This window comes from Pseudoxanthomonas spadix (assembly GCF_003703395.1).
In the GTDB taxonomy this organism is placed as follows: Bacteria; Pseudomonadota; Gammaproteobacteria; order Xanthomonadales; family Xanthomonadaceae; genus Pseudoxanthomonas_A; species Pseudoxanthomonas_A spadix.
Genome location: NZ_RDQN01000009.1, coordinates 77,436 through 101,048, shown reverse-complemented (window position 1 = coordinate 101,048; position 23,613 = coordinate 77,436). Strand labels below are relative to the sequence as shown.

Below are 23,613 nucleotides of genomic sequence, written 5' to 3'. Positions count from 1 at the left end.
GAGCCGAGGGTGGGAATGTCAGGCGCGGCGGCCGGCTCACTGCGCCGCGGCGCGGTAGACGCCCTGGTCCAGGTGGACGTGAATCGGGCCGCCATAGACCTGCGAAAGCAGGCTGGAGGTGAGGGTCTGCGCGCGCGTGCCGTCGCCGGCGATGCGCCCGTCCTGCAGCAGCACCACCCGGTCGATCTCCGGCACGATTTCTTCCAGGTGATGGGTCACCAGCACCAGGGTGATGCCCTGCCCGGCCAGCGCGCGCATCAGCGTGCAGAACTGCTGCTGGGCCACCAGGTCCAGGCCGGCGGTGGGTTCGTCCAGCAGCAGCGCCTGCGGCTGGTGCACCAGCGCGCGGGCGATCAGCACCCGGCGCATCTGGCCGGTGGACAGCTCGGCCACCAGGCGGCCGGACAGACCCTGTCCGCCGACCCGCGCCAGCGCCTGGGCGGCGCGCTCGCGCATCGCGGGGGTGACCTGCTGGTCGATCGGCAGGACGAAACTGGCGAAAAAGCCGGTGACAATCGCCTCATCCACGCGCAGCTGCGGCATCTGCTGCAGGTCGCCGGTGGCATCGCTGGTGACCAGTCCCAGGCGCGTGCGCAGCTGGGCCACGTTCCAGCGGTCCTGGCCGAACACCTTGACCGGCGCCTGGCCCTGGCGCGCCAGCGGATACAGCTCGCGGTTGATCAGCTTGATGAAGGTGGATTTGCCGCAGCCGTTGGGGCCCAGCAGCGCGGTGTTCTGGCCCAGCGCGATGCGCAGGCTCAGCTGGTCGAGCACGGTGGTGTCGCCGCGCACCACGGTGGCGCGGTCCAGTTCGATCAGGGGCTCGGTTGCGGGGTCGGAAGCGGTGACGGGCAGCATGGGGTCCTGGGCACACCGTGCGCTCGCCTGAACACCATCGGGCGCGACGGGTGAAGTTTGCGGGCAGAGCCGCCATTATGGCCAGGTGCGGCGGGTCCTTGCCCGGCGCCGTCTTCCCTGGAGGGGGAACTTCATGCATCCGTCCCTGATCGACCTGCTCACCGGTGGCCTGCTGCAGTTCGGCTGGTGGCAACTGCTGCTGGTGCTGCTGGTATGCACCCAGCTGACCATCTTCTCGGTGACCCTGTACCTGCATCGCAGCCAGGCGCACCGGGGCGTGGATTTCCACCCGCTGCTCAACCATTTCTTCCGGTTCTGGACGTGGTTGACCACCTCCATGATCACCAAGGAGTGGGTGGCCATCCATCGCAAGCACCACGCCAAGGTCGAGACCGACCAGGACCCGCACAGCCCGCAGGCCAAGGGCATCGGCAAGGTGTTCTGGCAAGGCGTGGAGCTGTACCGCCAAGCGCGCCGGCAGCGCGAGGATATTGCCCAGTACGGCCGCGGCGCGCCGGAAGACTGGATCGAACGCCGGCTCTACACGCCGCTGGCCAGCTGGGGCCCGGTGACGCTGCTGGCGGTGCAGTTCGCGCTGTTCGGCCTGCCGGGCATCGCGCTGTGGGCGATCCAGATGGCATGGATCCCGTTCTGGGCCGCCGGCGTGATCAACGGCCTGGGCCACTGGTGGGGCTACCGCAACTTCGAATCGGCCGACACCTCGACCAACCTGACCCCGTGGGGGTTCTGGATCGGCGGTGAGGAACTGCACAACAACCACCATGCCTTCCCCAGCTCGGCGCGCTTTGCGATGCGCCGCTGGGAGTTCGACATCGGCTGGGCCGCGATCAAGGGCCTGGAAGCGCTGCGCCTGGCCAAGGTGCTGCGGGTGGCCCCGCGCCTGGACATCCGCCCCAACATCGCCGTGCCCGACGCCGACACCCTCAGGGCACTGCTGTCGCATCGTTTCCAGGCCATGACCGACTACCAGCGCAACGTGTTCAGGCCGGCCCTGGCCGAGGAAGCGGCCATCGCCGGGCAGAAGCTGCGCCAGCTGCTGCCCGGCCGCATGCGCCGCGGCCTGGTCGATGACGGCCGCTGGCTCAAGCCCGAGGCACGCGATGCGCTCAACCGCTGGGTCGCCCAGCGCCCACGCATGCAGGCCCTGGTCGAACACCGCAAGCGCCTGGCGGTGCTGCTGGAGACGCGTTCGCACGATGCGGCCGAGCGCCTGCGCCAGTTGCAGGCCTGGTGCAAGGAGGCCGAGGAAAGCGGAATCGCCGCGCTGCAGGCCTATTCGCAGCGCCTGAAGGGTTACGCGCTGGCGCATTGACCTGCCGATCGCACTGCAATGGCGCACCTGCCCCTGGCCCGTCCGCGGCGCCATTCGCAGACCGGGCCCTGCTGCACGCCGGGCACATGCGCTGGCTGATGGCCCTGGTCCTGGGCTGCTGGGCCGCGCCGATCCTGGCGCAGGTCCCGACCGGCACCGCCGACTACCTGGCGCGCATGGACAGCGACCACGATGGCCGCGTCGGGGTGGACGAATACATCGCCTGGATGAGCTACGCCTTCGACCAGCGCGATGGCGACCACAACGGCGTGCTCGAAGGCGCCGAACTGCCGGGTCGCCGCGGCAAGCCGATCACGCGCGCCGCGCTGGTCCTGCAGCTGCGCCAGCGCTTTGCCAGGCAGGACCGCAGCCACGACGGCCTGCTGGATGCCAGGGAACTGGCCGCCCCGCCGCAGTGAGGCCGGAATCAGGGGGGCCTGCGGCCCGCAGCTTCCCAGGGTTCGGGGTGCTTGAGGTCGAATCCCGCGTCCCTGATCGATGCGCCGGCCGGGATAATGCGCGTCCTCTTTGCCCACCGGTCTGCGCCCCATGTGGTTTGTTGCCTTGGCCGTGCTGTGCAGCGTGGCCGTGTCGGTCCTGTTCCGCCTGGCGCCGCGTCTGCGGCTGGACCTGCCGCAGGCGGTGACCTGGAACTACCTGGTTGGCGCGCTGCTGGCGCTGGGCCTGCTGGACCCGCCGCTGCAGGCCCTGCACGGCGAACATGCGCCGTGGCGCTGGTGGTTGCCGCTGGGACTGCTGCTGCCGGGCCTGTTTCTGGTGCTGGCCGCCTCGGTGCGCCGGGCCGGGATCGTGCGCACCGAGATCGCCCAGCGCCTGTCGCTGCTGCTGTCGCTGATCGCGGCCTTCACCCTGTTCGGCCAGCGCGCCGGCGGCTGGCAGATCGCCGGGCTGGTGCTGGGCCTGGCGGCCATTGCCTGCCTGTTGGCGCGGCCGCGCGCCGCGGCGGCGGCCGATGCCAGCCACTGGCGCCTGCCGCTGGTGGTGCTGGTGGGCTGGGCCACGACCGACGTGTTGTTCAAGCGCATCGCCGCCGACGGCGCCCCGCTGTCGGCCTCGCTGCTGGCCACCTTCACCGTCGCCTTCGTGCCGATGCTGGCCTGGCAGCTGTGGCGCCAGCTGCGCGGGGGCGTGCACCTGGACCTGCGCAGTCTGGCCGGCGGACTGCTGCTGGGCCTGCTCAACTTCGGCAACATCGGCTTCTACCTGGGCGCGCACCGCGCGCTGCCGGGCGCGCCAGCCACGGTGTTTGCCAGCATGAACATCGGCGTGGTGCTGCTGGGTACGCTGGTCGGCGCGCTGGCCTTCGGCGAACGCCTGGGCCGGCTCAACCTGCTGGCGATCCCGCTGGCGATCCTGGCCATCGCCCTGATCGGGCGCGGGATGGGCTGAGCCTAAAGATCAAATCCCAGCAGCGGCGGGGCGTGGTCGGCGCTGCGCCACCGGCCCTCGCCGTTGCGCTCCTGATCGGTGCCGGGCACCTCGACATTGTGCCTTTGACCGTACCGCCCTGCCCAGCGCCGGGCTGGGCGCACTGGTGCAGGCACGCGGCGGCCAGAACGGCAGGATCGCAGCAGGCGATTGGCGGGCATGCGCACCGCTCCATTTCCGAGCCGGGGAGGAAACGGGCGCAAACGACGACGCCGCCCGCAGGCGGCGTCGGAACAGGCGCTGGTGACGGTGATTACTTCGATTGCTCCAGCATCCAGTCGACCGTGGCGCGGATCTGTTCCTCGCTCAGGCCGGCATTGCCGCCCTTGGGCGGCATCACCCCGCCATCGGGGCCGGTGAAGCCTTCGATGGCATGCTTGTACAGGGTGTCCTTGCCCTTGGACAGGCGCGCGCCAAGGCCCGCCGGGGTCAGCATCGGGGCCATGCCCACGCCCGTGGTATGGCAGGCGGTGCACAGCTGGTCGTAGATCGTCTTGCCGTCCAGGGTGCCGCCGTAGGCGCCCTGGGCGGCCTGGGCAGCGGCCGCCGCCGCCGCGGCGGCGGCCTGTGCGGCGGCGCCGGTGCTGCCGGCATAGACTGCACCGACCGGTGCGATCCGGGCCTGGGTCTGCCTGGCGGCCACCGGCGAGACTTCCGGCGGAATCGCCTTGGACAGGAAAAACGCCCCGATCGCCAACCCCACCGTGACCAGCAGCAGCAAGCCGATCACCATCGAGAAGCGCTTGAGAAACTCCAGGTCATAATTGCGCACAGTCCACCTTTGGCAGCGCCGTCGCCGGCGTGGCTGAAAAACACTCGGGTATCCAACGAATGTTCCGGTCGTGGGGGCGCCCGGTCGCTGCCCCCGTTCCGGAAGCGGCTGCCCGCATTATAAGCAGGAGCGCCGGACGCGCATCCCCACCTTGGGATGAGAGCCGGGCAGCGCAGACGCAGCGGGCGATCCGGTGCCGGACATGCGTCGATCCGCCGCGCCGGCGCCCGGCCCGAGGGCCGCGGATGTCCCTTCAGGGACACCAGTAGATCTGCACCGGAGTCCTGGCCGCGCGCAGCACCGTGGCGATCGGCGGACCGGCCTCGGCAGCCAGCGCCTGCTGCAACACCTGGGCTTTGTGCTCGCCTTCGATGTGCAGGTACAGATGGCGCGCGGCTGCCAGCACCGGCAGGGTCAGGGTGATGCGCGGTTCGCCGGCGGCCTCGGCGTGCATGGGCAGCACGCGCGCGCTGCCGGCCGGGTCCAGGGCCCGTTCGAGCCAGTCGCCGCCCGGGAACAACGAGGCGGTGTGGCCATCGTTGCCCATGCCCAGCACCGCCACGTCCAGCGGCAGCGGCAGCTGGGCCAGTTCCGCTTCCAGTTCGGGCAGGGCCTGTTCCGGGCCGTGGCCGTAGTCGCGGTACAGCGGCAGGAAGCTGGCGACCGCGGCCGCGCCATACATCAGGTGCTGGCGCACCAATGCGGCGTTGGAGCGGGCGCTGGTTTCGTCGACCCAGCGCTCGTCGACCAGGGTCACGGCGACCTGCTTCCACGGCAGCGGCTGTTCGGCCAGGGCCTGGAAGAAGCGCACCGGCGTGGTCCCGCCGGACAGGGCCAGCACCGCGCGGCCGCGCTCGGCCAGCGCCGCGCGCAGGTCGTCGGCGACCGCGGCGGCCAGCGCCTGGGCCAGTAGCTCGTGGTTGGGACAGACGTGGACGTGGGCGAGGCTGTCGGGAAGGCTCAGGCTCATGTGCCGGCGTCCTCATGCCAGGTGCGGCCGTCGCGTTCGATCAGGGCCACGGCGGCATTGGGCCCCCAGGAGCCGGCCGTGTAGGGCTTGGGTGCTTCGGGCAGCTGTTCCCAGGCTTCCAGGATCGGATCGATCCAGGCCCAGGCGGCCTCGACTTCGTCGCGACGCATGAACAGCGACTGGTTGCCGCGGACCACGTCCATCAACAGGCGCTCATAGGCTTCGGGCTGGTGCACGCCGAAGGCCTCGGCGAAGCTCATGTCCAGCGGCACGTACTTCATGCGCAGCCCGCCCGGACCGGGATCCTTGATCATCAACCACAGCTTGACGCCTTCGTCCGGCTGCAGGCGCAGGACCAGGCGGTTGGGCTGGGCCGGGCCGGCGCTGGCATCGAAGATCGAGTGTGGCACCGGGCGGAATGCCACCACGATCTCCGACACCCGCTCGGGCAGGCGCTTGCCGGTGCGCAGGTAGAACGGCGCGCCGGCCCAGCGCCAGTTGGCCACCTCGGCCTTGATCGCCACGAAGGTCTCGGTGCGCGAATCCGGGCGGCCCAGCTCGTCCAGATAGCCGGGAACGGCCACGCCGCCTGACGCACCGGCGCGATACTGGCCGCGCACGGTGACATGGCCGACCTCGGTGGCGGTGATCGGCTTGAGCGAACGCAGCACCTTCAGCTTTTCATCGCGCAGCGCGTCGGCCTGCAGCGTGGCCGGCGGTTCCATCGCCACCATGCACAGCAGCTGCAGCAGGTGGTTCTGGACCATGTCGCGCAGTGCACCGGAGCTGTCGTAGTAGCCGGCGCGCTTTTCCAGTCCAACGGTTTCGGCCACGGTGATCTGCACGTGGTCGATCCGGCCGGCGTTCCACAGCGGCTCGAACAGGATGTTGGCAAAACGCAGCGCCAGCAGGTTCTGCACCGTCTCCTTGCCCAGGTAGTGGTCGATGCGGAAGGTCTGGTGTTCGGCGAAGGCCGCGCCGACGGCATCGTTGATCGCCGCGGCGCTGGCCGAATCCCGGCCGATCGGCTTTTCCACCACCACCCGTGCGTTGCCGGTGTTCAGCCCGGCATCGCGCAGGCGCGAGCACAGGTCCACGAACAGGTTGGGGCTGGTGGACAGGTAGAACACGCGAATACGGTCCGGGCCAGTCTGCCTGAGCAGCTCGCCGAACTCCTCCCAGCCCTCTTCCCTGGTTGCATCCAGCGGGCGGTAGTCCAGCAGCTGCAGGAAGGCCGGCACCCGCGCGCGCAGCAGCGGCTCGGCTTCGGTGATTTTTTCCAGCGCCTCGCCGATCCGGGCGCGGTACTCGGCGCCGTTCTGCCGGTCGCGGGCCACGCCGATGATGCGGCTGTCCTGGGGAATCTGCCCGTCGGCATAACGGCGCAGCAGGCCAGGCAGCAGCTTGCGCAGGGCCAGGTCTCCGGTGCCGCCGAAGATCACCAGGTCGAAGCTGTCCACGGGAACGGTCTTGGCTGTCACGGGGCAAGGCCTCGTCGGAAGCGGATGAGGAAACGGGCAAGACGATACCACCGCGCTACCACGCGTCCCAGTCCTGCACCTGACTGTGCCCACCATGGCGCGTACATTGCAACTTTGGTATCTCATTGGTACTTTCACGGGCATGCTTTCCGCCATCGCCACCGAATACCTGCGCCTGCAGTCGGCCGAAACCAGCCGTACCCTGGCCTACCTGCGCCTGCGCCGCGCCGTCCAGCACCTGATCGACACCGGCGTGCTCGGCCCTGGCCACGGCCTGCCCAGCGAGCGCGACCTGGCCGGTGGCCTGCAACTGTCGCGGGTGACCGTGCGCAAGGCGTTGTCCGGTCTGATCGACCAGGGCCTGCTCAGCCAGCGCCAGGGCGCAGGGACGTTCGTGTCCGAGCGGATCGTGCGCAGCTTCTCGCGCCTGACCAGCTTCACCGATGACCTGCGCGAGCGCGGGCTCAATCCGCAGGTGACCTTCCTGGAACGCGGCATCGGCGAGGTCACGCCGGAAGAGGCGATGGCGCTGAATCTTTCGCCCGGCAGCGGGGTGGTGCGCCTGTCCCGCCTGCGCCATGTCGATGGCGCACCGATCGCGGCCGAACGCACCCTGGTGCCGCACAGCCTGCTGCCCGATCCGCAGTGCATCGGCGGCTCGCTCTACGAAGCACTGGATACCTACGGCCATCGCCCGCGCCGCGCCCTGCAGCGCCTGCGCGCGGTGGCGCTGGAACAGGAAGCGGCGCAACTGTTGCAGCTGGAAGCCGGCGCCCCCGGCCTGCTGGTCGAGCGGCGTGCGTTCCTGGCCGATGGTCGCGTGGTGGAATTCACCCGCTCGTTCTATCGCGGCGATGCCTACGATTTCGTGGCAGAACTGCAGAGCGATTGAGCGTCAGCAAAGCCACCACCTGGCGCCTTCACCCCATCGCGCGACCGGTGCGACGCCCGCGGGCATCGTGCTCAGAGGCTGAGAAAAATTCGACCGCCGTAGCGAGAGCGCCGCCAAGCGTTCGTGACAAGGTGCGTTGGGGGGCAAATCCGGGGAGTTTGGTGAGCCAAATGACCCGGATTTGCCCGCAGCGCGCCGCCGGCACGGGCGTTTGGAGACGGTCGCAGTAGGCGGGCGATTTTTTCTCAGCCTCTCAGTCGACCGCCAGCGGTCCACGCTGTCCAGCCGACAGCAGACGCTGCGCGTCCACGCCCACCGCATCGAAGATCTCGCCGATCCGCTCGATCGCATGGCGCGCCTGCGTGGCATCGCGCACCTGCGCCAGGATCGCCGCGGCATCGGCGGCGCAATCGTCGAAGAAGGCCTGCTCCAGCGGCGCCTCTACGCCGGCGATGACCTTGTCCTGCAGCTGGTTCAGCTGCTGCTCAAGAAGTTTCTGGTGCATGGCGCGCCTCTCGATCGTGCCGGCAGGAAGGGCACTGCTGCGAATGCCTGTCCGCAATCGGCGGGCGGGCTGGAATGGGTCGCACAGTCCGCACAGGACGGTCATGATCAGGCGCCATGTCCATCGCATGCAGCGACCAAGGTGCCGCCGCCGGCATTGCGGCATCGTGAGCGGCCGGGAAACGATTGTTCGCGCCGGATTCACGGTGGCGTGCTAAGACTCGCCCATGACGTCGCATCGGGCACCACCGCCAGGTCAGCAAGGACCGCTGATCACGAATTGCCCGGCGCTGTTCATGAAACTTGAAACGCAGTTGGGTGGTCTCACCGCACCTGCAGACCGCCATCAATTGGCTGCTGGTGCAGCCGGCCGTACCAGCCGGCGACCCAGCATCCCCGCATGACGCTGTAAGCCCTACCACAACCACGCGTTGCGCCCATGTGCCGGCCCATCCGGCAATCACCTGCAAGCGCTGCATGCAGTCCCGCGATGCCCTGCGTCCTGTCGAACCAAACGCCTCGGACCGCCTCGCGCGTGTCCGCACCGCCGTTCCATCCGCGCAGCAAGGGGAACCCACACATGGCCGCCATCATCGACCTTCAACCGCTGCCGACCGGCAATCCCACCAGCCTTGTACCGATGGCCCCACCTGCGGTGACGCCGCTGTATACCGACCCTACGCGCGCGCGCCACGAGTGCGCCAGCGTCGAGTACTTCGGGAGGCGCCTGGCCACGCTGCTGGGCCGCCCATTCCGCGATCAGGCGCTGCCTGGCTTGCCAGGCTATTTCATTCCGCTGGACACACTGACTTGCGAGGAAGCGGCGATGCGCGGCATCACCTGCGCGCAGGATCTGTTTGGCGGCGTGGTGCCGCATGCGTTCGTGGCCAGCAAGCTGGTCAGCCACGGACTGGTCGCAAACGGTGCGGGCGCGCCGCCGGGCTGGGCGCCGCAGCTGGGCGCCGCGCTCGGCGATGCGGTATTGCCTGGGTATTCGGTCTTCAGCGCCGATGATGCGCGCCGCGCGCTGGTGGCGCTGCTGCCGCTGGGCAAGGTGCGCGGCAAGCTGGCCCATGCCCGCGGCGGTCACGGCCAGCGGGTGATGGCCTCGCAGGCAGACCTCGAGGCCTGGCTGGCGCAGGTCAGCGACGCGGAAATCGCCGACGGGGTGGTGATCGAGCTGAACCTGGAGTCGGCACTGACCTTCAGCATCGGCTGCGTGGAGGTGGGCGGCGCGTCGATCGCCTACTTCGGCACCCAGCGCACCATCGGCACGCCCAGCGGCGAGGTGGTCTACGGCGGCTCGGTCCTGCGCGTGGCACGCGGGGGCCTGGACCAGCTCCGGCACGTACCATTGCCGCGCCATGCCGGCGATGCCATCGCCAGGGTGCAGCATTACGAAAGCACGATCGTGCAGGCCTATCCGGGCTTCTTCGCCTCGCGCCGCAATTACGACGTGGTCCATGGCCGCGATGCGAAAGGCATTGAGCGCTGCGGTGTGCTCGAGCAATCCTGGCGCTTCGGTGGTGCCAGCCCGGCCGAAATCCTCGCGCTGGAAGTGCTCTGCGCCGAGCCGGAGGTGCCGTGGCTGGATGCGATGACCTACGAAACCTACGAGGACGAACCGGTGCCCGGCGATGCGCTGGTGTATTTCCAGGATCAGGTGGCTTCACTTGGCCGTCTGACCAAATACGCTAGGGTCACCGCTGATGGACGTGACCCTTGAACACATCGGTTTTCCGGTCGAAAGCGTTCAGCTGTCCGGCACTTTGCTGGCACCGGCGCGCGCGCTGCCCGGCGTGCTGTTCGTGCATGGCTGGGGCGGCAGCCAGGACCATGACCTGGCGCGGGCCCGCGACGCCGCGGGCCTGGGCTGCGTCTGCCTGACCTTCGACCTGCGCGGCCATGAAGGCGATGCGCAGATGCTCGAACGCGTCAGTCGCCAGCAGAACCTGGACGATCTGCTGGCCGCCTATGACTGGTTCGTGCAGCAGCCCAATGTCGATGAGAACGCCATTGCCGTGGTCGGCATCAGCTATGGCGCCTATCTGGCGGCGATCCTGTCCTCGTTGCGGCCGGTGCGCTGGCTGGCGCTGCGGACCCCGGCGCTGTACAAGGACCAGGGCTGGGAACTGCCCAAGCGCCAGCTGCACCAGGACCCGGACCTGATTCCCTTCCGCCATCGCCAGGTGGCATGGAAGGACAACCGCGCGTTGCGCGCCTGCGCCGAATTCACCGGCGATGCGCTGATCGTCGAAGCCGAGCTGGACCAGATCATTCCGCACCAGGTCATCGAGAACTACGTGGCCGCCTTCACCCGCGCCCGCTCGCGCACCGCGCGGGTGATCGCCGGGGCGGACCATGCGTTTTCGGAAAAGCCGGCGCAGCGCACCTACACCGCGGTGCTGGTCAGGTGGCTGACCGAGATGGTGGTCGGTGCCCGCGAACACGCTGCGCGCGAAAAGGTCTCCGAACGCAAGCGCGCGCGCGATGGGCAATCCTCGGCGCCGTCGGCACACGCGGTGGCGGCGGGCGATGCGATGACGCGGTAGGAGCGATGGGCATTCCCGGTGATGCCCATCGCGGCCATCGGCCGATCCTGCCGGTTCAGGCGCGCTTGCCCCGCAACCGCTCCAGCACGCCATCCAGCGTGTCCAGATCGGTGTAATGGATCACCAGCTTGCCCTTGCCGTTGCGGCCGTGGGCGATGTTGACGGTGGTGCCCAGGGTCTCGGACAGCTCGGTCTGCAGCGAGGCGATGTCGGCCTGCGGCGCGGCCCTGGCGGGTTTGTGCTTGCCATTGACCGGGACGCGGCCGGCGGCGAACTGCGAGGCGCGGTGTTCGACCTCGCGCACCGACCAGCCGCCGTCGGCCGCTTCGCCGGCCAGCTTGCTGGCCAGTTCCGGCGAGAGCGTGAGCAGGGCGCGGGCGTGGCCCATTTCCAGGCGGCGCGCCTCGAGCAGGGCGCGGATGGCCGGCGGCAGTTCCAGCAGGCGCAGCAGGTTGGACACCGCCGCGCGCGAGCGGCCGACCGCTTCGGCGGCCTGGCCGTGGGTCAGGGAGAATTCGCTGATCAGCCGCTGCAGCGATTGCGCTTCTTCCAGCGGGTTGAGGTCCTCGCGCTGGATATTCTCGATCAGCGCCATGGCGATGACGGTGCGGTCGTCCAGTTCGCGCACCACCACCGGCACCTGGGCCAGGCCGGCCAGCTGGGCGGCGCGCCAGCGGCGTTCGCCGGCGACGATCTCGTAACCGCCGCTGCCGCTGGCGCGCACCACGATCGGCTGGATCACACCCTGGGCGCGGATCGAGTCGGCCAGCTCGTCCAGCTTGGCCGGGTCCATCGCCATGCGCGGCTGGTACTTGCCAGGCTGCAGCTGGCCAACCGGGACGTTGCGCAGGGCTTCACCGGGCTGGGCTTCGGTCGGCGGGGTTTCGGCGCCCTTGGGGCCGAGCAGCGCTTCCAGGCCGCGGCCGAGGCCGCGCTTCTTCGGGGCGGGCATCAATGGGTCTCCATGCGGGGGGGCGCGGGTCGGCTGCGTTCCTGCTGGCGGCGGATGAGCTCGCCGGCCAGGCCCAGGTAGGCCACGCCCCCGCGCGAGGCCCGGTCGTAGCCGACGATGCTCTGGCCATGGCTGGGCGCTTCGGCCACGCGCACGTTGCGCGGCACGATGGTGCGGAACACCTGCTCGCCGAAGTGCTCGGTCAGCTCGGCCGAGACCGCGTTGGCCAGGTTGTTGCGCACATCGAACATGGTCCGCAGCACCCCTTCGATCTCCAGCGTCGGGTTGAGCCGGCCGCGGATGGCCGAGACCGTCTCCATCAGCGCGCTCAGGCCCTCCAGCGCGTAGTACTCGCACTGCATCGGGATCAGCACCGAATCGGCCGCGGTCAGCGCGTTGAGGGTCATCACCGACAGCGCCGGCGGGCAGTCGATGAGGATCCAGTCGTAGTCCGGGCGCAGTGGCTCCAGCGCGGACTTCAGGCGCTGCTCGCGCGCCGGTGCATCCATCAGCTGGATCTCGGCGGCGGTCAGGTCGATGTTGGCCGGCATCAGGTCGAAATCTTCTGCGGTGCGCACGATCGCCGCGCGCGCCTGGCTTTCCTGCAGCAGCACCTCGAAGGTGGAGGTCTCGATCTGGCGCTTGTCCACCCCGCTGCCCATGGTGGCGTTGCCCTGGGCATCCAGGTCCACCAGCAGCACGCGCTGGGGCGTGCGCGCAAGCGCGGCGGCCAGGTTGACGGCGGTGGTGGTCTTGCCGACGCCCCCTTTCTGGTTGGCGATGGCGATGATGCGGGCCATGCAGTCGGCTCTTTGGGGAAAGGGGCGGGACCGGGGATTATGCGGGTTTCGCCGCGACCCGTCCCACCGTGACCAGGTGGCGCTGGCCGTCCAGGCCGGGCACCGACAGCGGCGTGGCCTGGACCAGGGCCCAGCCCGGCGGCAGTGCGGCGATCTCCTCGTGCGGGATCACGCCCTTCATCGCCAGCAACGTGCCGCCGGGCTTGAGCAGGTGTCCGCCGACGGCGACGATGCCGGCCAGGGTGTCCAGCGCGCGCGCGGTCAGGTGGTCGTAGGCAGCCGGTGCGTCCAGCGCCTCGGCGCGGCTTTCGGCCACTTTCGCATTGTCCAGCCCGAGCTGGCGCACGGCCTGGCGCAGGAAGCGGGCCTTCTTGCCGTTGCTCTCCACCAGGGTCACCTGCAGCTGCGGGTGGGCGATGGCCAGCGGGATGCCGGGCAGGCCGGGACCGGAGCCCAGGTCGGCCAGGGTGCCGGTGGACACGAAACGGTGCATGGCCAGCGAATCGAGCAGGTGGCGGGTGACCATCTGCCGCGGGTCACGCACGGCGGTGAGGTTGTAGGTGCCGTTCCAGCGCACCAGCAGGGCCAGGTAGGCCAGCAGCGGCGGCGCCAGGTCCGGCGACAGGCCGAGTTCGGCCAGCCCGTGGCGCAGTGGCGCGTCCAGGCCAGGGGGCAGGGCATCGTGGGTCATTGGCCGCAGCTTAGCGCAGCCCGGCGCGGGGTCGCTTGGGCTTTCAGCCCGGCCGCGCGCGCCAGGCCACCGCGGCCAGGTATTTCGGGTGCGGCTGCCACTGGTGCAGGGTCCAATCGGGCGGCGCGCCCAGGCGCCGGTCGCAGGCCACCAGTCGCAACGGGCCCCAGGCTTGGGTGTGCAGCGCCGCCGCTGGCGCGAACACCAGCCGCTGCAGCCCGAACGAGATCCCGTGCCCGTGCGCCTTGAGCACCGCTTCCTTGGCGCACCACAGGCGCAGGAAGGCCAGCGGGCGCCCGGCTTCGGGCAGGGCGCGCAGGGCCGTTGTTTCCTCCGGCGCGAAATAGCGCTGGGCCAGCTCCAGCGCGCGCGGCCGCGGGCGCAGGCGCTCGATGTCGGCACCGACTTGCACGTCCGGCCCGGTGGTCAGCAGCAGCGCCTGCCCGCTGTGGCTCCAGCTGACGTCATGGCGTTGCAGCGCGCCTTCCAGGTGCGGCTTGCCGCGCGCATCGCGCTGCAGCGGCAGCGTGCCCGGGGCCAGCTGGAACCACGATTCCAGCAGCGGACGGGCGGTCAGTTCGCCTGAACTGCGCGGCGGATGGGTCGTCCACCACACCTGCAGCGGTCCGATGCGCTGGGACGCGGAAAAGGTTTCGCGCAGTTCAGTCATGTGCAGGTGGCACCGGGTGAGCCAAGCAGGTGCCGGCCAGGTGGCCTTGCGCGCGTGAAGGCGGCGCCGCCATGCGGGCGAGACACGTCTTTGCTGGAGCGGTCTTCATCATGTACCGGCCGGTTGTGTATACGGCGGTTTCACGGCGTGACCGGCCAAATCATCGCGCACCCCAAAGCGCGGGGCATCCGAATCATCGAACAAGGAGAACGGCTATGGGCATCATCATCTGGTTGATCGTGGGTGGCGTGGTTGGCTGGCTGGCCAGCATCATCATGCGTCGTGACGCCCAGCAGGGCATCATCCTCAACATCGTGGTCGGCATCGTGGGTGCCGCCATCGCCGGTTTCCTCGGCGGCGGCAGCATCAACCAGGGCGTCACCGTGGGCACATTCCTGTGGTCGCTGCTTGGTGCGGTGGTCCTGCTGGCCATCGTCAACCTGTTCACCCGCAAGAGCGTGCGCTAACAACGCACCAGCGGTTGTGGCGGATCGAAAGCCAAAGCCCGGGCATGTCCCGGGCTTTTTCGTGCGCGGCACGAGATGCGGTGGCTGGCTAATCGAGCTGGGTCCAGGCCGGGGCGTGGTCGCTGGGGCGTTCCAGTGTGCGTGGCTGCCGGTCGATCCCGGCGGCAGTGGCGCGCGCCTTCAACGCATCGGAGACCAGGGTCAGGTCGATGCGCAGGCCCAGGTTGCGGCGGAAGCCGGCCATCCGGTAATCCCACCAGCTGAAGATCCCGGCCTGATCATGGTGCAGGCGCAAGGCATCGTGCAGGCCAAGGTCCAGGATCGCCCGCAGTGCCTCGCGCTCGGCCGCCGAGGTGAGGATGTGGGTGTCATCCCACAGCGCCGGATCGTGCACGTCGCGCGCATCGGGGGCGATGTTGAAATCGCCCAGCACCACCAGCTGCGGATGCACCGCCAGCTCGGCCTTGATCCATTCGCGCGCCGCCTCCAGCCAGCGCAGCTTGTAGCCATATTTCTCGGTGCCCACGTCCTGGCCGTTGACCACGTAGAGGTTGATCACCCGGATGCCATCGACGGTGCCGGCGATGACCCGCTTCTGCACGTCCTGGAAACCGGGAATGCCGATCTGCACGTCCTGGATCGCGCTGCGTGCCAGCAGCGCCACGCCGTTGTAGGTCTTCTGCCCGGCGAACACGCTGCGATAGCCGGCCGCCAGCAGCGCCACGTCGGGAAACCTGTGGTCTTCCAGCTTGGTTTCCTGCAGGCCCACGATGTCCGGCCCGAACTGGCGCAGCCACTGTTCCAGGTGCGGCAGGCGCACGTTGAGCGAGTTGACGTTCCAGCTGGCGATCTTCATGGGCAAGGCGGGCGTGTGCGAAGGCGGCACAGCCTAACCCGCCGGATCGGCGCAGGCGCAGCGCTACACTGGCCGCATGAAAGCCCTGCGCCCTTACCTGGACAAGCGCCCCGTGCTGGGGCAACGGGTGTACGTGGACCCGGCCTGCACGGTCATTGGCGATGTGGTGCTGGGCGATGACGTGTCGGTCTGGCCGGGCACGGTGATCCGCGGCGACGTCAACCACGTGCGCATCGGCGCGCGCAGCAACGTGCAGGACGGCACCATCATCCACGTCAGCCACGCAAGCCCCTACAACAAGGGCGGCTATCCGACCCTGATCGGCGAGGACGTGACCGTCGGCCACGGCACCATCCTCCACGCCTGCACCATCGGCGATGCCTGCCTGATCGGCATGGGCGCGTGCGTCCTGGATGGTGCGGTGCTCGAAAAGAACGCCTTCATCGGTGCCGGCGCGGTGGTCGGCCCGGGCAAGAAGGTCGGCAGCGGCGAACTGTGGCTTGGCAATCCGGCGCGCCCGGCGCGGCAACTTTCGGAGAAGGACATCGAGGGCCTGCTGTATTCGGCCCGGCACTACGTGCGCCTGAAGGACCAGTACCTGGCCCAGCCCGAAGACTGAGCCGCCCGGTTGCCGATCACCGGGTTCGGGGCCGGCGCCGGCGACACCGACCAGGGTCGTCCCAGCGGCTGAAAGATCAGCCGGGCCCCTGGCTGGCCGGGCGGGTGGCGGTTTCCAACGCGGTCAGATAGGCCAGCGCCTGGCTGCGCGAGGCGCCGCACATGGCCGCCTCCGGACGCAGGCGCACGCACACCGCCGGGCGCTCGGGCTGGCCGAAGAGCCGGCAGCGCAGGTGCGCATCCAGCTGTACGCAGGCAACGCCGGCCGGCTTGCCTTGCGGCATGCCGGGAATCGGCGAACTGATCGAAGGCGCGATGCAGCAGGCGGCGCAGCCGCTGCGGCAGGCCAGGGTGGAAGGCGGCGACATCGCGGCAGTGTAAGGCTGCCGGTGATCGGCCATGGCCGCACCGCGATGGGCAAGACGGGCGCCGGCCGCGACCGTGGCGCGCAAGCCAGGTGCCCTGCCCGGCCACCGCTACGCATACAACACGCCCGGCGCGTCATCGATGATCGCGTGGGGCACGAAGCGGGCGCTGTCGCCGGTGATGCGGCTGTCGTCCTCGCGGATGCCGATGCCGCAGGCGCTCTCGCCGATCACCCAGCAGCCGATCAGCGGATAGCGGCCGTCGAAGGCGGTCAGCGGATGGGCGGCCTGGATGATGCACGGGCCGGTATACGGCCCCTGGCTTTCCTGCCAGCTGCCGTCGGCCAGGTGCAGGGCCACGTTGGCGCCCTCGCGGGAGTGCAGCGGCTTGCGCACCCAGCCGGGCTGCAGGGCGCTGCCATCGTCGAAGTGGGCCGGCAGCAGGTTGGGATGGCCGCGATGGCGCTGCCACAGCAGCGGCAGGATGCCCTTGTTGCTCAGCACCGCCTTCCATGGCGGTTCCAGCAGCTGCAGGCCCGATGCCGGCAGGGCCTGGCCGAACGCCTCGCCGAACAGATCCTCCAGCGGATACAGCTTGAACAGCGTGCCGATCACCAGATCATCCAGATCGGTGAAGCGGCCGTCCTCGGACAGGCCCAGGTCTTCCAGCGCGATGAGCTCACCATGCAACCCGGCCTGCGCCGCGCAGTCGCGCAGGTAGGCCACCGTGCCCTGGTCTTCGTTCGAGCCGCGCACCGCGGCGAATTTCAACGGGTGCTTCAGCTCAGGCGCGATTTGGCCGAAGCGCGCCACCAGTGCCTCGTGCAGGGAATTGAACTGGTCCGCGTGGGCTGGCAGGCGCCGGGCCGCGCGCTGGTCTTCCAGCCATTGCCACTGGAAGAACGCCGCCTCGAACAAGGACGTCGGCGTGTCGTAGTTCAGCTCATAGAGTTTGGCCGGCCCGTTGCCGTCGTAGGCCAGGTCCAGTCGCCCGTACAGATGCGGCTGACGCTGCTGCCAGCTGTCGGCGATCCATTGCCAGTACGGCTGCGCAATGGCCAGCTGCTTGAGCTTGGCCTCATCGCGCAGCACCTCGTCCACCAGGTCCAGCGCCATGGCGTGCAGCTCGGCGCTGGGGTCTTCCAGGTCATCCTCGATCTGGCGCAGGGTGAAGGCGTAGTAGGCCGTCTCGTCCCAGTACGGTGCGCCGCCGATGGTGTGGAAATCGAACCCGCATGCGCCCGCCTGCGCGCGCCAATCGCCACGCTCGGTGATGGCAACCCGACGCATCAGCCGCCGAAGCTGCTGCGGCCGGAACTGCGCGCACCAAAGCCGCCGCGGCTGACCGTCACCGCCCGGTTGGGCGCGCTGGTGATCGGGGTCATGCCGGTGTTGCCGGCGCGGAACGCATTGGACGTGTCCGGGCGGGCCCCTGGCGTGGGGCGCAGCCAGCCGCGGTTGCGATCCTGGAAGGCCGGCGCGCTGTTGAAGCCACGGCGATTGCCCAGCATCTGCGACATGAAAAAGCCGGCCATCATCGGGCCGATGAACGAATGGCCCTGGCTGTCGCGCTGCTCGACGCAGCGGTCCTGGCCCCAATCGGTCTTGCACTGTTCCTGCGAGGCATAGCGCGGCGCCTGCTCGCTGGCCTGTTTCCGGGCGCTGGCGAAAGCTTCCTGGCAGCTGGCCTTGTCGCCGGTCTCGCGGGCGCAGGCGTCCACCGAGGTGTACAGGCCCTGGCGCACTTCCGGTTCGCGTTGGCAGGCGCTGAACAGCAATGGCGCGGCGCCCATCAGCAGCAGGGACGTGGTTCGGGAGCGTTTCATCTTGGGTCGGTCGAGGTCATGCGATGGCCCATGATGCCTGCCGTCACCAACGGCCTGCTGCACATGGCTGAATCGTCAGTTGCAGCAGCAACCGAGAAAAGCGCGGAAAATGCCGCCCTTCCCGCATCACGCCGGCCCTGCGCCGGCCCAAAGACACCGACATGCCCGAGTACCGCTCCAGGACCTCCACCTTTGGCCGCAACATGGCCGGCGCGCGCGCGCTGTGGCGGGCCACCGGAATGAAGGATGACGACTTCCACAAGCCGATCGTCGCGATTGCAAATTCCTTCACCCAGTTCGTGCCCGGCCACGTGCACCTGAAGGACCTCGGCCAGCTGGTCGCGCGCGAGATCGAACGGGTCGGCGGGGTGGCCAAGGAGTTCAACACGATCGCGGTGGACGACGGCATCGCCATGGGCCATGACGGCATGCTGTACTCGCTGCCCAGCCGCGAGATCATCGCCGACTCGGTCGAGTACATGGTCAACGCGCACTGCGCCGATGCGCTGGTGTGCATCTCCAACTGCGACAAGATCACCCCCGGCATGCTGATGGCCGCGCTGCGCCTGAACATCCCGGTGGTGTTCGTCTCCGGCGGGCCGATGGAAGCGGGCAAGACCACCCTGTCCGAGCATGGCCTGGACCTGGTCGATGCGATGGTGGTGGCCGCCGACGCGCATGCCTCGGACGAAAAGGTCGCCGCCTACGAGCGCAGCGCCTGCCCGACCTGCGGTTCGTGCAGCGGCATGTTCACCGCCAACTCGATGAACTGCCTGACCGAGGCGCTGGGCCTGGCCCTGCCGGGCAACGGTTCGACCCTGGCCACCCATGCCGACCGCGAGCAACTGTTCCTGCGCGCAGGACGGCTGGTGGTGGAGCTGTGCCATCGCTGGTACGGCGGCGAAGACGCCAGCGCGCTGCCGCGCACGATTGCCAGCTTCGAGGCCTTCGAGAACGCGATGACCCTGGACATCGCCATGGGCGGTTCGACCAACACCATCCTGCACCTGCTGGCCGCCGCGCAGGAGGGCGAGGTGGCCTTCGACCTGCGCGACATCGACCGGCTCTCGCGCAAGGTGCCGCAGCTGTGCAAGGTGGCGCCGAACATCCAGAAGTACCACATGGAGGATGTGCACCGCGCCGGCGGCATCTTCGCGATCCTGGGCGAACTGGCCCGCGGCGGCCTGCTGCATACCGACGTGCCGACCGTGCACAGCAAGACCCTGGCCGAGGGCATCGCCAGGTGGGATGTCACCCAGAGCGAGGATGAGGCGGTGCACACCTTCTTCAAGGCCGGCCCGGGCGGGGTGCCGACCCAGGTGGCCTTCAGCCAGGCCACGCGCTGGAAGACGCTCGACGTTGATCGCAGCGAAGGCTGCATCCGCAGTGTCGAACACGCGTATTCGGCCGAAGGCGGCCTGGCCGTGCTGTACGGCAACCTGGCCGTCGATGGCTGCGTGGTCAAGACCGCCGGCGTGGACGAATCCATCCACGTGTTCGAAGGCAGGGCCCGGGTGTTCGAAAGCCAGGATTCGGCGGTCAAGGGCATCCTGGCCAACCTGGTCGCGCCCGGCGAGGTCGTGGTGATCCGCTACGAAGGCCCCAAGGGCGGCCCGGGCATGCAGGAGATGCTCTACCCGACCAGCTATCTGAAGTCCAAGGGCCTGGGCAAGCAGTGCGCGCTGCTCACCGACGGGCGTTTCTCCGGCGGCACCTCGGGCCTGTCGATCGGCCATGCCTCGCCCGAAGCGGCCGCTGGCGGCGCCATCGGCCTGGTCCGCGACGGCGACAGGATCCTGATCGACATCCCCAAGCGCGCGATCAACCTGCTGGTGGACGATGCCGAACTGGCCGCCCGCCGCGCCGAGCAGGACGCCAGGGGCTGGAAACCGGCCCAGGCGCGCCCGCGCAAGGTCACCACTGCGCTCAAGGCCTACGCGCTGCTGGCCACCAGCGCCGACAAGGGCGCGGTGCGCGACAAGGCGATGCTGGACGGCTGACGCGCCTGTCGCCCTGACGGGCGGCCAGGCGCGCCGGATCCGGCCATCGCCGGGGAGCGCCGCTTGCGGCCAGGGGCGATGGGCCGATGGTGCGCCCCGCCGCGCGCCGTTCGACGCGGCAAAGCCTTCGCCTCAGGCCGGCGGGTCCTCGCCTGCCGGTTCGGCTTCCTCGTCAAGTTCGGCGCCCAGCTCGCCCAGCAGGGCCTGGGACTGCGATTGCCCCAGCGTCTCCACCCCGCGCAGGCGCCGGGCGATGGTGCGGGTCTTGCGGCTGGCATCGCCCAGGCTCTTGCTGACGGTGTTGATCTGTTTCTCGGCCTTTTCCAGGATGCCGGCGAACTTGCCGAACTCGCTCTTGACCGCGCCCAGCAGCGCCCAGACCTCGCTGGAGCGCTGCTCGATGGCCAGGGTACGAAAGCCCATCTGCAGGCTGTTGAGCAGCGCGGTGACCGTGGTCGGGCCGGCGATCACCACCCGGTGCTCGCGCTGCAGCAGGTCGACCAGGCCGGGGCGGCGGATCACTTCGGCGTACAGGCCCTCGGTGGGCAGGAACATCACCGCAAAATCGGTGGTGTGCGGCGGGGCGATGTACTTGTCGCTGATCGATTTGGCCTGGATGCGGATGGCGCGCTCCAGCTGCACGCCGGTCACGCGCACGGCCTCCACATCGCCCAGCTCCTGGGCGTTGAGCAGCTTCTCGTAGTCCTCGTGCGGAAACTTGGAATCCAGCGGCAGCCATACCGGCGTGGCCTGCCCGTCGCCGCGCCCGGGCAGGCGCACGGCGAAGTCCACCATCTCGTTGCTGTCGGCGCGCACCTTGACGCAGCGCGCGTACTGCTCGGCAGTCAGGGTCTGCTCGAGGATGTTTTCCAGCTGCACCTCGCCCCAGCCGCCGCGGCTTTTGACATTGGTCAGCACCCGCTTGAGGTCGCCCACGCCGGTGGCCAGCTGCTGCATCTCGCCCAGCCCGCGCTGGACCTGCTCCAGGCGTTCGGACACCAGCTTGAAGGACGCATCCAGGCGCGTGTTGAGGGTGCCCTGCAGCTTCTCGTCCACGGTTACCCGGATCTGTTCCAGCTTGGCCGCGTTGTCGGCCTGCAGGCGCTGCAGCTGCTGGTCCAGGGTGGCGCGCATCTCGGCGATGCGGGTCTCGTTGCGCTGGGTCAGCTCGGCCAGGCGCAGGCCCTGGGCATCGGCAAAACGCTGCTGCGATTGGCCCGCCTCGCTGCGCGACTTGCGCGCGTCTTCGGCCAGCGCTTCGCGCAGGGCGGCCATGTGCGCGTCGCTGCGGGCGATCAGCTCGCTCAGTTGCTGGCCGAAGGCCACGATCCGGGCTTCCTGCTGCGCGCCGAAGGCGTCCAGCTGGGCGCGCATCTCCACCAGCCGGCTGCCGAGCTGTTCGGCGCTGCGCTGCTGGGCCTGCGCGCCTTCCTCGCGGGCCTTGCGCGCGTCCTCGCCCAGGGCCTGGCGCAGCAGGTCCAGGCGGGTATCGGTGCGGCTGGACAACTCGGTCAGGTTGCGCGCGAAGGCCTCCATGCGTGCGTCCTGCTGGCGGGCCAGGCCTTCGAGCTGCTCGCGCAGCTCGCCGCGGCCGCTGCGCTGTTCCTCGCGCAGGGCGTTTTCCAGTGCGTCCGTGTTGGAACGGCGCAGCAGCAGCACCAGCTGCAGCACGATGACGGCCAGGACCAAGCCGCCCAGGATCAGGATTTCAGGTTGCATGCAGGCCAGTGTATCGGCGGCAGGTCTCAGCCACTGCGCCGGATGGCGGTGTCCATCCGGCCCCGGCACGACCCGGCGCGCGCGCAGTGCCGGTCATGGTGCAGGCGCGCGGCATGCCGAGGCCGCCTGCTCCTGTCGGCCTGGCTCAGCCGAAACCTTCCAGCACGATCTTGCCCTTGGCCTTGCCGCTTTCGATCAGGGCATGGGCGCGGCGCAGGTTGGCGGCGTTGATCGTGCCGTAGTGCTCGCTGAAGGTGGTGCGCAGGACGCCGGCATCGACCAGCTCGGCCACCCGGGTCAGCAGCACGTGCTGGGCCTGCATGTCCGGGGTCTGGTAGAGCGGGCGGGTGAACATGGATTCCCAGTGCAGGGAGATGCTCTTGGGCTTGAGCGGCATCGCATCGAGCGAGGGCACATCGTCGATCAGGCCCAGCTGACCCTGCGCGGCGATCAGGTCGAGGTACTGGCTGTAGTAGCTGCCGGTATGGGTGAGGCTGGCCACGTGCTGGACCTGGTCGATGGCCAGGGCCTTGAGCTGCGGCAACAGCGGCTGGCTGTGGTCGATGACGTGGTGGGCGCCCAGCTCCCTGACCCAGGCCTGGGTCTGCGGGCGCGAGGCGGTGCCGACCACGGTCAGCGAGGTCAGCTTGCGCGCCAGCTGGACCAGGATCGAGCCCACGCCGCCGGCTGCGCCGGTGACCAGCAGCACCTGGCCCTGGCCCCCACCTTCGGCAATGCGCAGGCGGTCGAACAACAACTCCCAGGCGGTGATGGCGGTCAGCGGCAGGGCCGCGGCCTGGGCATCGTCCAGGCTGGCCGGCTTGCGCGCGACGATGCGCTCGTCCACCAGCTGATACTGGGCGTTGCTGCCGGGGCGATCGATCACCCCGGCGTAGAACACCGCATCGCCCGGCTTGAACAGGGTGACCGCGGCACCGACGGCCTCGACCGTGCCGACCGCGTCCCAGCCCAGTACCCGCGGCTGGCTGACCTGGGCGCGGTGGCGGACCTTGGTATCGACCGGATTGACCGACACCGCGTGGACCTTGACCCGCAGGTCGCGCGGGCCGGGCTCGGGGATCGGCAGCTCGATGTCGATCAGCGCGGCCGGGTCATCGATCGGCAGGCCAGCGTGGAGGTAGGCGACGGCTTTCATGGCGAAGGACTCCCTCGGAGGACGGATCTGCAGGCCATTGTCGGCGCGCAGCGCGCCGCGGAAAACCCGCCAGGACTGCAAACCGGTGGCACAGGGGTCCGAAAACCTCCCGCCCGCAGGCGCCGCCGGCCAGGCGGCCGATCAGACCATGCAGGTCATCAGCACCAGGAAGGCCTTGGCCTCGCCGTCGATGCTGGCGCTGAAACCGGCCACCGGATGCTCCAGGCTGCACGCGCCCTGTTCGATGCGGATGTCCGGGACCAGACCATGCCTGACCTCCGACCAGACCGCCACCCGGCCGGCCTCGATCAGCGGGATCAGCACCAGGCCGGCATCGCCGACCTGGGTCAGGCTCAGCTGCTGGCAGCCGCGGGCGTCGCGCGCCAGGTCCCGGGTCATGGCCAGCAGGTCGCTGGCGCGTCTGGCCATGATCCGGGTCATGCGCGCATCCAGTGGCAGGCCATCGGCATCGCCCCCGGCCAGGGTCTGCAGGGTGTCGGCCGAGACCAGCACGTGCGAGCCCTTGAGCGAACCCTGATAGAGCGCAATGCAGCGCACGGGCATGGCCGTGCGCAGCTGCACGACAGTGGCGGCCGGCGCGGTGGCGGCTGCGGCGGCCAGCAACAGCGACATCACGGGTGCGAACATGGGCTCTCCGGTCCCGGCGCAAGCAAGGCGCAGC

General features: G+C 69.4%; 25 protein-coding genes. 9 read left to right on the top strand and 16 right to left on the bottom strand.

What is annotated here, in order from left to right:
• Positions 1-36: 36 nt before the first annotated feature.
• Positions 37-858 (bottom strand): ABC transporter ATP-binding protein, encoded by an 822-nt coding sequence (locus D9R12_RS13495; RefSeq protein ID WP_122231192.1) that lies wholly within the window; start codon positions 856-858, stop codon positions 37-39.
• 133 nt (positions 859-991) lie between these two features.
• Between D9R12_RS13495 and D9R12_RS13490 the strand changes: the two genes are divergently transcribed.
• The 3 genes from D9R12_RS13490 (at position 992) to D9R12_RS13480 (ending at position 3,601) form a co-directional block, all read left to right on the top strand.
• Positions 992-2,191, top strand: coding sequence for a DesA family fatty acid desaturase (locus D9R12_RS13490; RefSeq protein ID WP_122231190.1), 1,200 nt, complete (start codon positions 992-994; stop codon positions 2,189-2,191).
• Positions 2,192-2,277: 86 nt separating this feature from the next.
• On the top strand, positions 2,278-2,610 hold the full coding sequence (locus D9R12_RS13485) for an EF-hand domain-containing protein (RefSeq protein ID WP_122231188.1): 333 nt from the start codon (positions 2,278-2,280) through the stop codon (positions 2,608-2,610).
• A 130-nt stretch (positions 2,611-2,740) separates the two neighbouring features.
• Positions 2,741-3,601 carry an EamA family transporter gene (locus tag D9R12_RS13480; RefSeq protein WP_122231186.1) on the top strand — a complete coding sequence of 287 codons (861 nt, stop codon included), beginning with the start codon at positions 2,741-2,743 and terminating at the stop codon, positions 3,599-3,601.
• A 292-nt stretch (positions 3,602-3,893) separates the two neighbouring features.
• Here the strand turns inward: D9R12_RS13480 and D9R12_RS13475 are convergent, their stop codons facing one another.
• The 3 genes from D9R12_RS13475 to zwf form a co-directional block, all read right to left on the bottom strand.
• Entirely contained in the window at positions 3,894-4,412 is a 519-nt protein-coding gene (locus tag D9R12_RS13475) for a c-type cytochrome (RefSeq protein WP_122231184.1), read from the bottom strand.
• 253 nt (positions 4,413-4,665) lie between these two features.
• Positions 4,666-5,382 (bottom strand): 6-phosphogluconolactonase, encoded by a 717-nt coding sequence (pgl, locus tag D9R12_RS13470; RefSeq protein WP_122231182.1) that lies wholly within the window; start codon positions 5,380-5,382, stop codon positions 4,666-4,668.
• The gene (gene zwf, locus D9R12_RS13465; protein ID WP_122231180.1) at positions 5,379-6,863 is read right to left on the bottom strand and encodes a glucose-6-phosphate dehydrogenase; all 1,485 of its coding nucleotides are present in this window, start codon (positions 6,861-6,863) and stop codon (positions 5,379-5,381) included. The genes pgl and zwf overlap by 4 nt, the downstream gene beginning before the upstream one ends.
• A gap of 142 nt (positions 6,864-7,005) precedes the next feature.
• On the opposite strand from zwf, the gene D9R12_RS13460 reads away from it, so the two are divergent.
• Positions 7,006-7,755 carry a GntR family transcriptional regulator gene (locus tag D9R12_RS13460; RefSeq protein WP_122231178.1) on the top strand — a complete coding sequence of 250 codons (750 nt, stop codon included), beginning with the start codon at positions 7,006-7,008 and terminating at the stop codon, positions 7,753-7,755.
• A gap of 253 nt (positions 7,756-8,008) precedes the next feature.
• Here the strand turns inward: D9R12_RS13460 and D9R12_RS13455 are convergent, their stop codons facing one another.
• Positions 8,009-8,260, bottom strand: a complete 252-nt coding sequence (locus D9R12_RS13455) for a hypothetical protein (RefSeq protein ID WP_122231176.1) — start codon at positions 8,258-8,260, stop codon at positions 8,009-8,011.
• A 579-nt stretch (positions 8,261-8,839) separates the two neighbouring features.
• Between D9R12_RS13455 and D9R12_RS13450 the strand changes: the two genes are divergently transcribed.
• Both D9R12_RS13450 and D9R12_RS13445 read left to right on the top strand, forming a co-directional pair.
• The gene (locus tag D9R12_RS13450) at positions 8,840-9,985 is read left to right on the top strand and encodes a DUF3182 family protein (RefSeq protein WP_170159261.1); all 1,146 of its coding nucleotides are present in this window, start codon (positions 8,840-8,842) and stop codon (positions 9,983-9,985) included.
• Positions 9,969-10,811, top strand: a complete 843-nt coding sequence (locus D9R12_RS13445; protein WP_014159091.1) for an alpha/beta hydrolase family protein — start codon at positions 9,969-9,971, stop codon at positions 10,809-10,811. The genes D9R12_RS13450 and D9R12_RS13445 overlap by 17 nt, the downstream gene beginning before the upstream one ends.
• A gap of 55 nt (positions 10,812-10,866) precedes the next feature.
• On the opposite strand, the gene D9R12_RS13440 is transcribed toward D9R12_RS13445, so the two are convergent.
• Genes D9R12_RS13440 through D9R12_RS13425 form a run of 4 tightly spaced genes read right to left on the bottom strand, consistent with a single transcriptional unit; the run spans position 10,867 to position 13,924 of the window.
• Complete coding sequence (locus D9R12_RS13440; RefSeq protein ID WP_014159090.1) at positions 10,867-11,763, bottom strand: ParB/RepB/Spo0J family partition protein; 897 nt, start codon at positions 11,761-11,763, stop codon at positions 10,867-10,869.
• The gene (locus tag D9R12_RS13435) at positions 11,763-12,563 is read right to left on the bottom strand and encodes a ParA family protein (protein WP_014159089.1); all 801 of its coding nucleotides are present in this window, start codon (positions 12,561-12,563) and stop codon (positions 11,763-11,765) included. The genes D9R12_RS13440 and D9R12_RS13435 overlap by 1 nt, the downstream gene beginning before the upstream one ends.
• Before the next feature lie 37 nt (positions 12,564-12,600).
• The gene (gene rsmG, locus D9R12_RS13430) at positions 12,601-13,254 is read right to left on the bottom strand and encodes a 16S rRNA (guanine(527)-N(7))-methyltransferase RsmG (RefSeq protein ID WP_122231172.1); all 654 of its coding nucleotides are present in this window, start codon (positions 13,252-13,254) and stop codon (positions 12,601-12,603) included.
• Between the two features lie 43 nt (positions 13,255-13,297).
• Positions 13,298-13,924 carry a 4'-phosphopantetheinyl transferase family protein gene (locus D9R12_RS13425; RefSeq protein WP_122231170.1) on the bottom strand — a complete coding sequence of 209 codons (627 nt, stop codon included), beginning with the start codon at positions 13,922-13,924 and terminating at the stop codon, positions 13,298-13,300.
• Between the two features lie 215 nt (positions 13,925-14,139).
• On the opposite strand from D9R12_RS13425, the gene D9R12_RS13420 reads away from it, so the two are divergent.
• Entirely contained in the window at positions 14,140-14,391 is a 252-nt protein-coding gene (locus D9R12_RS13420) for a GlsB/YeaQ/YmgE family stress response membrane protein (protein ID WP_122231168.1), read from the top strand.
• An 88-nt stretch (positions 14,392-14,479) separates the two neighbouring features.
• Here the strand turns inward: D9R12_RS13420 and xth are convergent, their stop codons facing one another.
• Positions 14,480-15,247, bottom strand: coding sequence for an exodeoxyribonuclease III (gene xth / locus D9R12_RS13415; RefSeq protein WP_122231166.1), 768 nt, complete (start codon positions 15,245-15,247; stop codon positions 14,480-14,482).
• 76 nt (positions 15,248-15,323) lie between these two features.
• Between xth and D9R12_RS13410 the strand changes: the two genes are divergently transcribed.
• Positions 15,324-15,866 (top strand): gamma carbonic anhydrase family protein, encoded by a 543-nt coding sequence (locus D9R12_RS13410; RefSeq protein ID WP_122231164.1) that lies wholly within the window; start codon positions 15,324-15,326, stop codon positions 15,864-15,866.
• 76 nt (positions 15,867-15,942) lie between these two features.
• Here D9R12_RS13410 and D9R12_RS13405 read toward each other — a convergent pair whose 3' ends face one another.
• The 3 genes from D9R12_RS13405 to D9R12_RS13395 form a co-directional block, all read right to left on the bottom strand.
• A complete protein-coding gene (locus tag D9R12_RS13405; protein ID WP_244919645.1) occupies positions 15,943-16,158 on the bottom strand; it encodes a Fe-S-cluster oxidoreductase in 216 nt (71 codons plus the stop codon).
• Between the two features lie 183 nt (positions 16,159-16,341).
• A complete protein-coding gene (locus D9R12_RS13400) occupies positions 16,342-17,520 on the bottom strand; it encodes a glutathionylspermidine synthase family protein (RefSeq protein WP_122231162.1) in 1,179 nt (392 codons plus the stop codon).
• Entirely contained in the window at positions 17,520-18,056 is a 537-nt protein-coding gene (locus tag D9R12_RS13395; RefSeq protein ID WP_122231160.1) for a DUF1190 domain-containing protein, read from the bottom strand. Before D9R12_RS13395 ends, D9R12_RS13400 begins: the two co-directional genes overlap by 1 nt.
• 161 nt (positions 18,057-18,217) lie before the next feature.
• On the opposite strand from D9R12_RS13395, the gene ilvD reads away from it, so the two are divergent.
• Complete coding sequence (gene ilvD, locus D9R12_RS13390; protein WP_122231158.1) at positions 18,218-20,056, top strand: dihydroxy-acid dehydratase; 1,839 nt, start codon at positions 18,218-18,220, stop codon at positions 20,054-20,056.
• Positions 20,057-20,188: 132 nt separating this feature from the next.
• On the opposite strand, the gene D9R12_RS13385 is transcribed toward ilvD, so the two are convergent.
• From D9R12_RS13385 to D9R12_RS13375, 3 genes are all read right to left on the bottom strand, one after another.
• Entirely contained in the window at positions 20,189-21,775 is a 1,587-nt protein-coding gene (locus tag D9R12_RS13385; protein ID WP_122231156.1) for a DNA recombination protein RmuC, read from the bottom strand.
• Between the two features lie 145 nt (positions 21,776-21,920).
• On the bottom strand, positions 21,921-22,931 hold the full coding sequence (locus D9R12_RS13380; RefSeq protein WP_122231208.1) for a zinc-binding alcohol dehydrogenase family protein: 1,011 nt from the start codon (positions 22,929-22,931) through the stop codon (positions 21,921-21,923).
• A 141-nt stretch (positions 22,932-23,072) separates the two neighbouring features.
• Positions 23,073-23,579 carry a hypothetical protein gene (locus D9R12_RS13375; RefSeq protein ID WP_122231154.1) on the bottom strand — a complete coding sequence of 169 codons (507 nt, stop codon included), beginning with the start codon at positions 23,577-23,579 and terminating at the stop codon, positions 23,073-23,075.
• Positions 23,580-23,613 lie beyond the last annotated feature (34 nt).

What these genes read in the sequence shown, in the direction of transcription:
- D9R12_RS13495 (WP_122231192.1), bottom strand. Translation starts at nt 858, where the DNA reads ATGCTGCCCGTCACCGCTTCCGACCCCGCAACCGAGCCCCTGATCGAA.
- D9R12_RS13490 (WP_122231190.1), top strand. Translation starts at nt 992, where the DNA reads ATGCATCCGTCCCTGATCGACCTGCTCACCGGTGGCCTGCTGCAGTTC.
- D9R12_RS13485 (WP_122231188.1), top strand. Translation starts at nt 2,278, where the DNA reads ATGCGCTGGCTGATGGCCCTGGTCCTGGGCTGCTGGGCCGCGCCGATC.
- D9R12_RS13480 (WP_122231186.1), top strand. Translation starts at nt 2,741, where the DNA reads ATGTGGTTTGTTGCCTTGGCCGTGCTGTGCAGCGTGGCCGTGTCGGTC.
- pgl (WP_122231182.1), bottom strand. Translation starts at nt 5,382, where the DNA reads ATGAGCCTGAGCCTTCCCGACAGCCTCGCCCACGTCCACGTCTGTCCC.
- D9R12_RS13460 (WP_122231178.1), top strand. Translation starts at nt 7,006, where the DNA reads ATGCTTTCCGCCATCGCCACCGAATACCTGCGCCTGCAGTCGGCCGAA.
- D9R12_RS13455 (WP_122231176.1), bottom strand. Translation starts at nt 8,260, where the DNA reads ATGCACCAGAAACTTCTTGAGCAGCAGCTGAACCAGCTGCAGGACAAG.
- D9R12_RS13450 (WP_170159261.1), top strand. Translation starts at nt 8,840, where the DNA reads ATGGCCGCCATCATCGACCTTCAACCGCTGCCGACCGGCAATCCCACC.
- D9R12_RS13445 (WP_014159091.1), top strand. Translation starts at nt 9,969, where the DNA reads ATGGACGTGACCCTTGAACACATCGGTTTTCCGGTCGAAAGCGTTCAG.
- D9R12_RS13440 (WP_014159090.1), bottom strand. Translation starts at nt 11,763, where the DNA reads ATGCCCGCCCCGAAGAAGCGCGGCCTCGGCCGCGGCCTGGAAGCGCTG.
- D9R12_RS13435 (WP_014159089.1), bottom strand. Translation starts at nt 12,563, where the DNA reads ATGGCCCGCATCATCGCCATCGCCAACCAGAAAGGGGGCGTCGGCAAG.
- rsmG (WP_122231172.1), bottom strand. Translation starts at nt 13,254, where the DNA reads ATGACCCACGATGCCCTGCCCCCTGGCCTGGACGCGCCACTGCGCCAC.
- D9R12_RS13425 (WP_122231170.1), bottom strand. Translation starts at nt 13,924, where the DNA reads ATGACTGAACTGCGCGAAACCTTTTCCGCGTCCCAGCGCATCGGACCG.
- D9R12_RS13420 (WP_122231168.1), top strand. Translation starts at nt 14,140, where the DNA reads ATGGGCATCATCATCTGGTTGATCGTGGGTGGCGTGGTTGGCTGGCTG.
- xth (WP_122231166.1), bottom strand. Translation starts at nt 15,247, where the DNA reads ATGAAGATCGCCAGCTGGAACGTCAACTCGCTCAACGTGCGCCTGCCG.
- D9R12_RS13410 (WP_122231164.1), top strand. Translation starts at nt 15,324, where the DNA reads ATGAAAGCCCTGCGCCCTTACCTGGACAAGCGCCCCGTGCTGGGGCAA.
- D9R12_RS13400 (WP_122231162.1), bottom strand. Translation starts at nt 17,520, where the DNA reads ATGCGTCGGGTTGCCATCACCGAGCGTGGCGATTGGCGCGCGCAGGCG.
- D9R12_RS13395 (WP_122231160.1), bottom strand. Translation starts at nt 18,056, where the DNA reads ATGAAACGCTCCCGAACCACGTCCCTGCTGCTGATGGGCGCCGCGCCA.
- ilvD (WP_122231158.1), top strand. Translation starts at nt 18,218, where the DNA reads ATGCCCGAGTACCGCTCCAGGACCTCCACCTTTGGCCGCAACATGGCC.
- D9R12_RS13385 (WP_122231156.1), bottom strand. Translation starts at nt 21,775, where the DNA reads ATGCAACCTGAAATCCTGATCCTGGGCGGCTTGGTCCTGGCCGTCATC.
- D9R12_RS13380 (WP_122231208.1), bottom strand. Translation starts at nt 22,931, where the DNA reads ATGAAAGCCGTCGCCTACCTCCACGCTGGCCTGCCGATCGATGACCCG.
- D9R12_RS13375 (WP_122231154.1), bottom strand. Translation starts at nt 23,579, where the DNA reads ATGTTCGCACCCGTGATGTCGCTGTTGCTGGCCGCCGCAGCCGCCACC.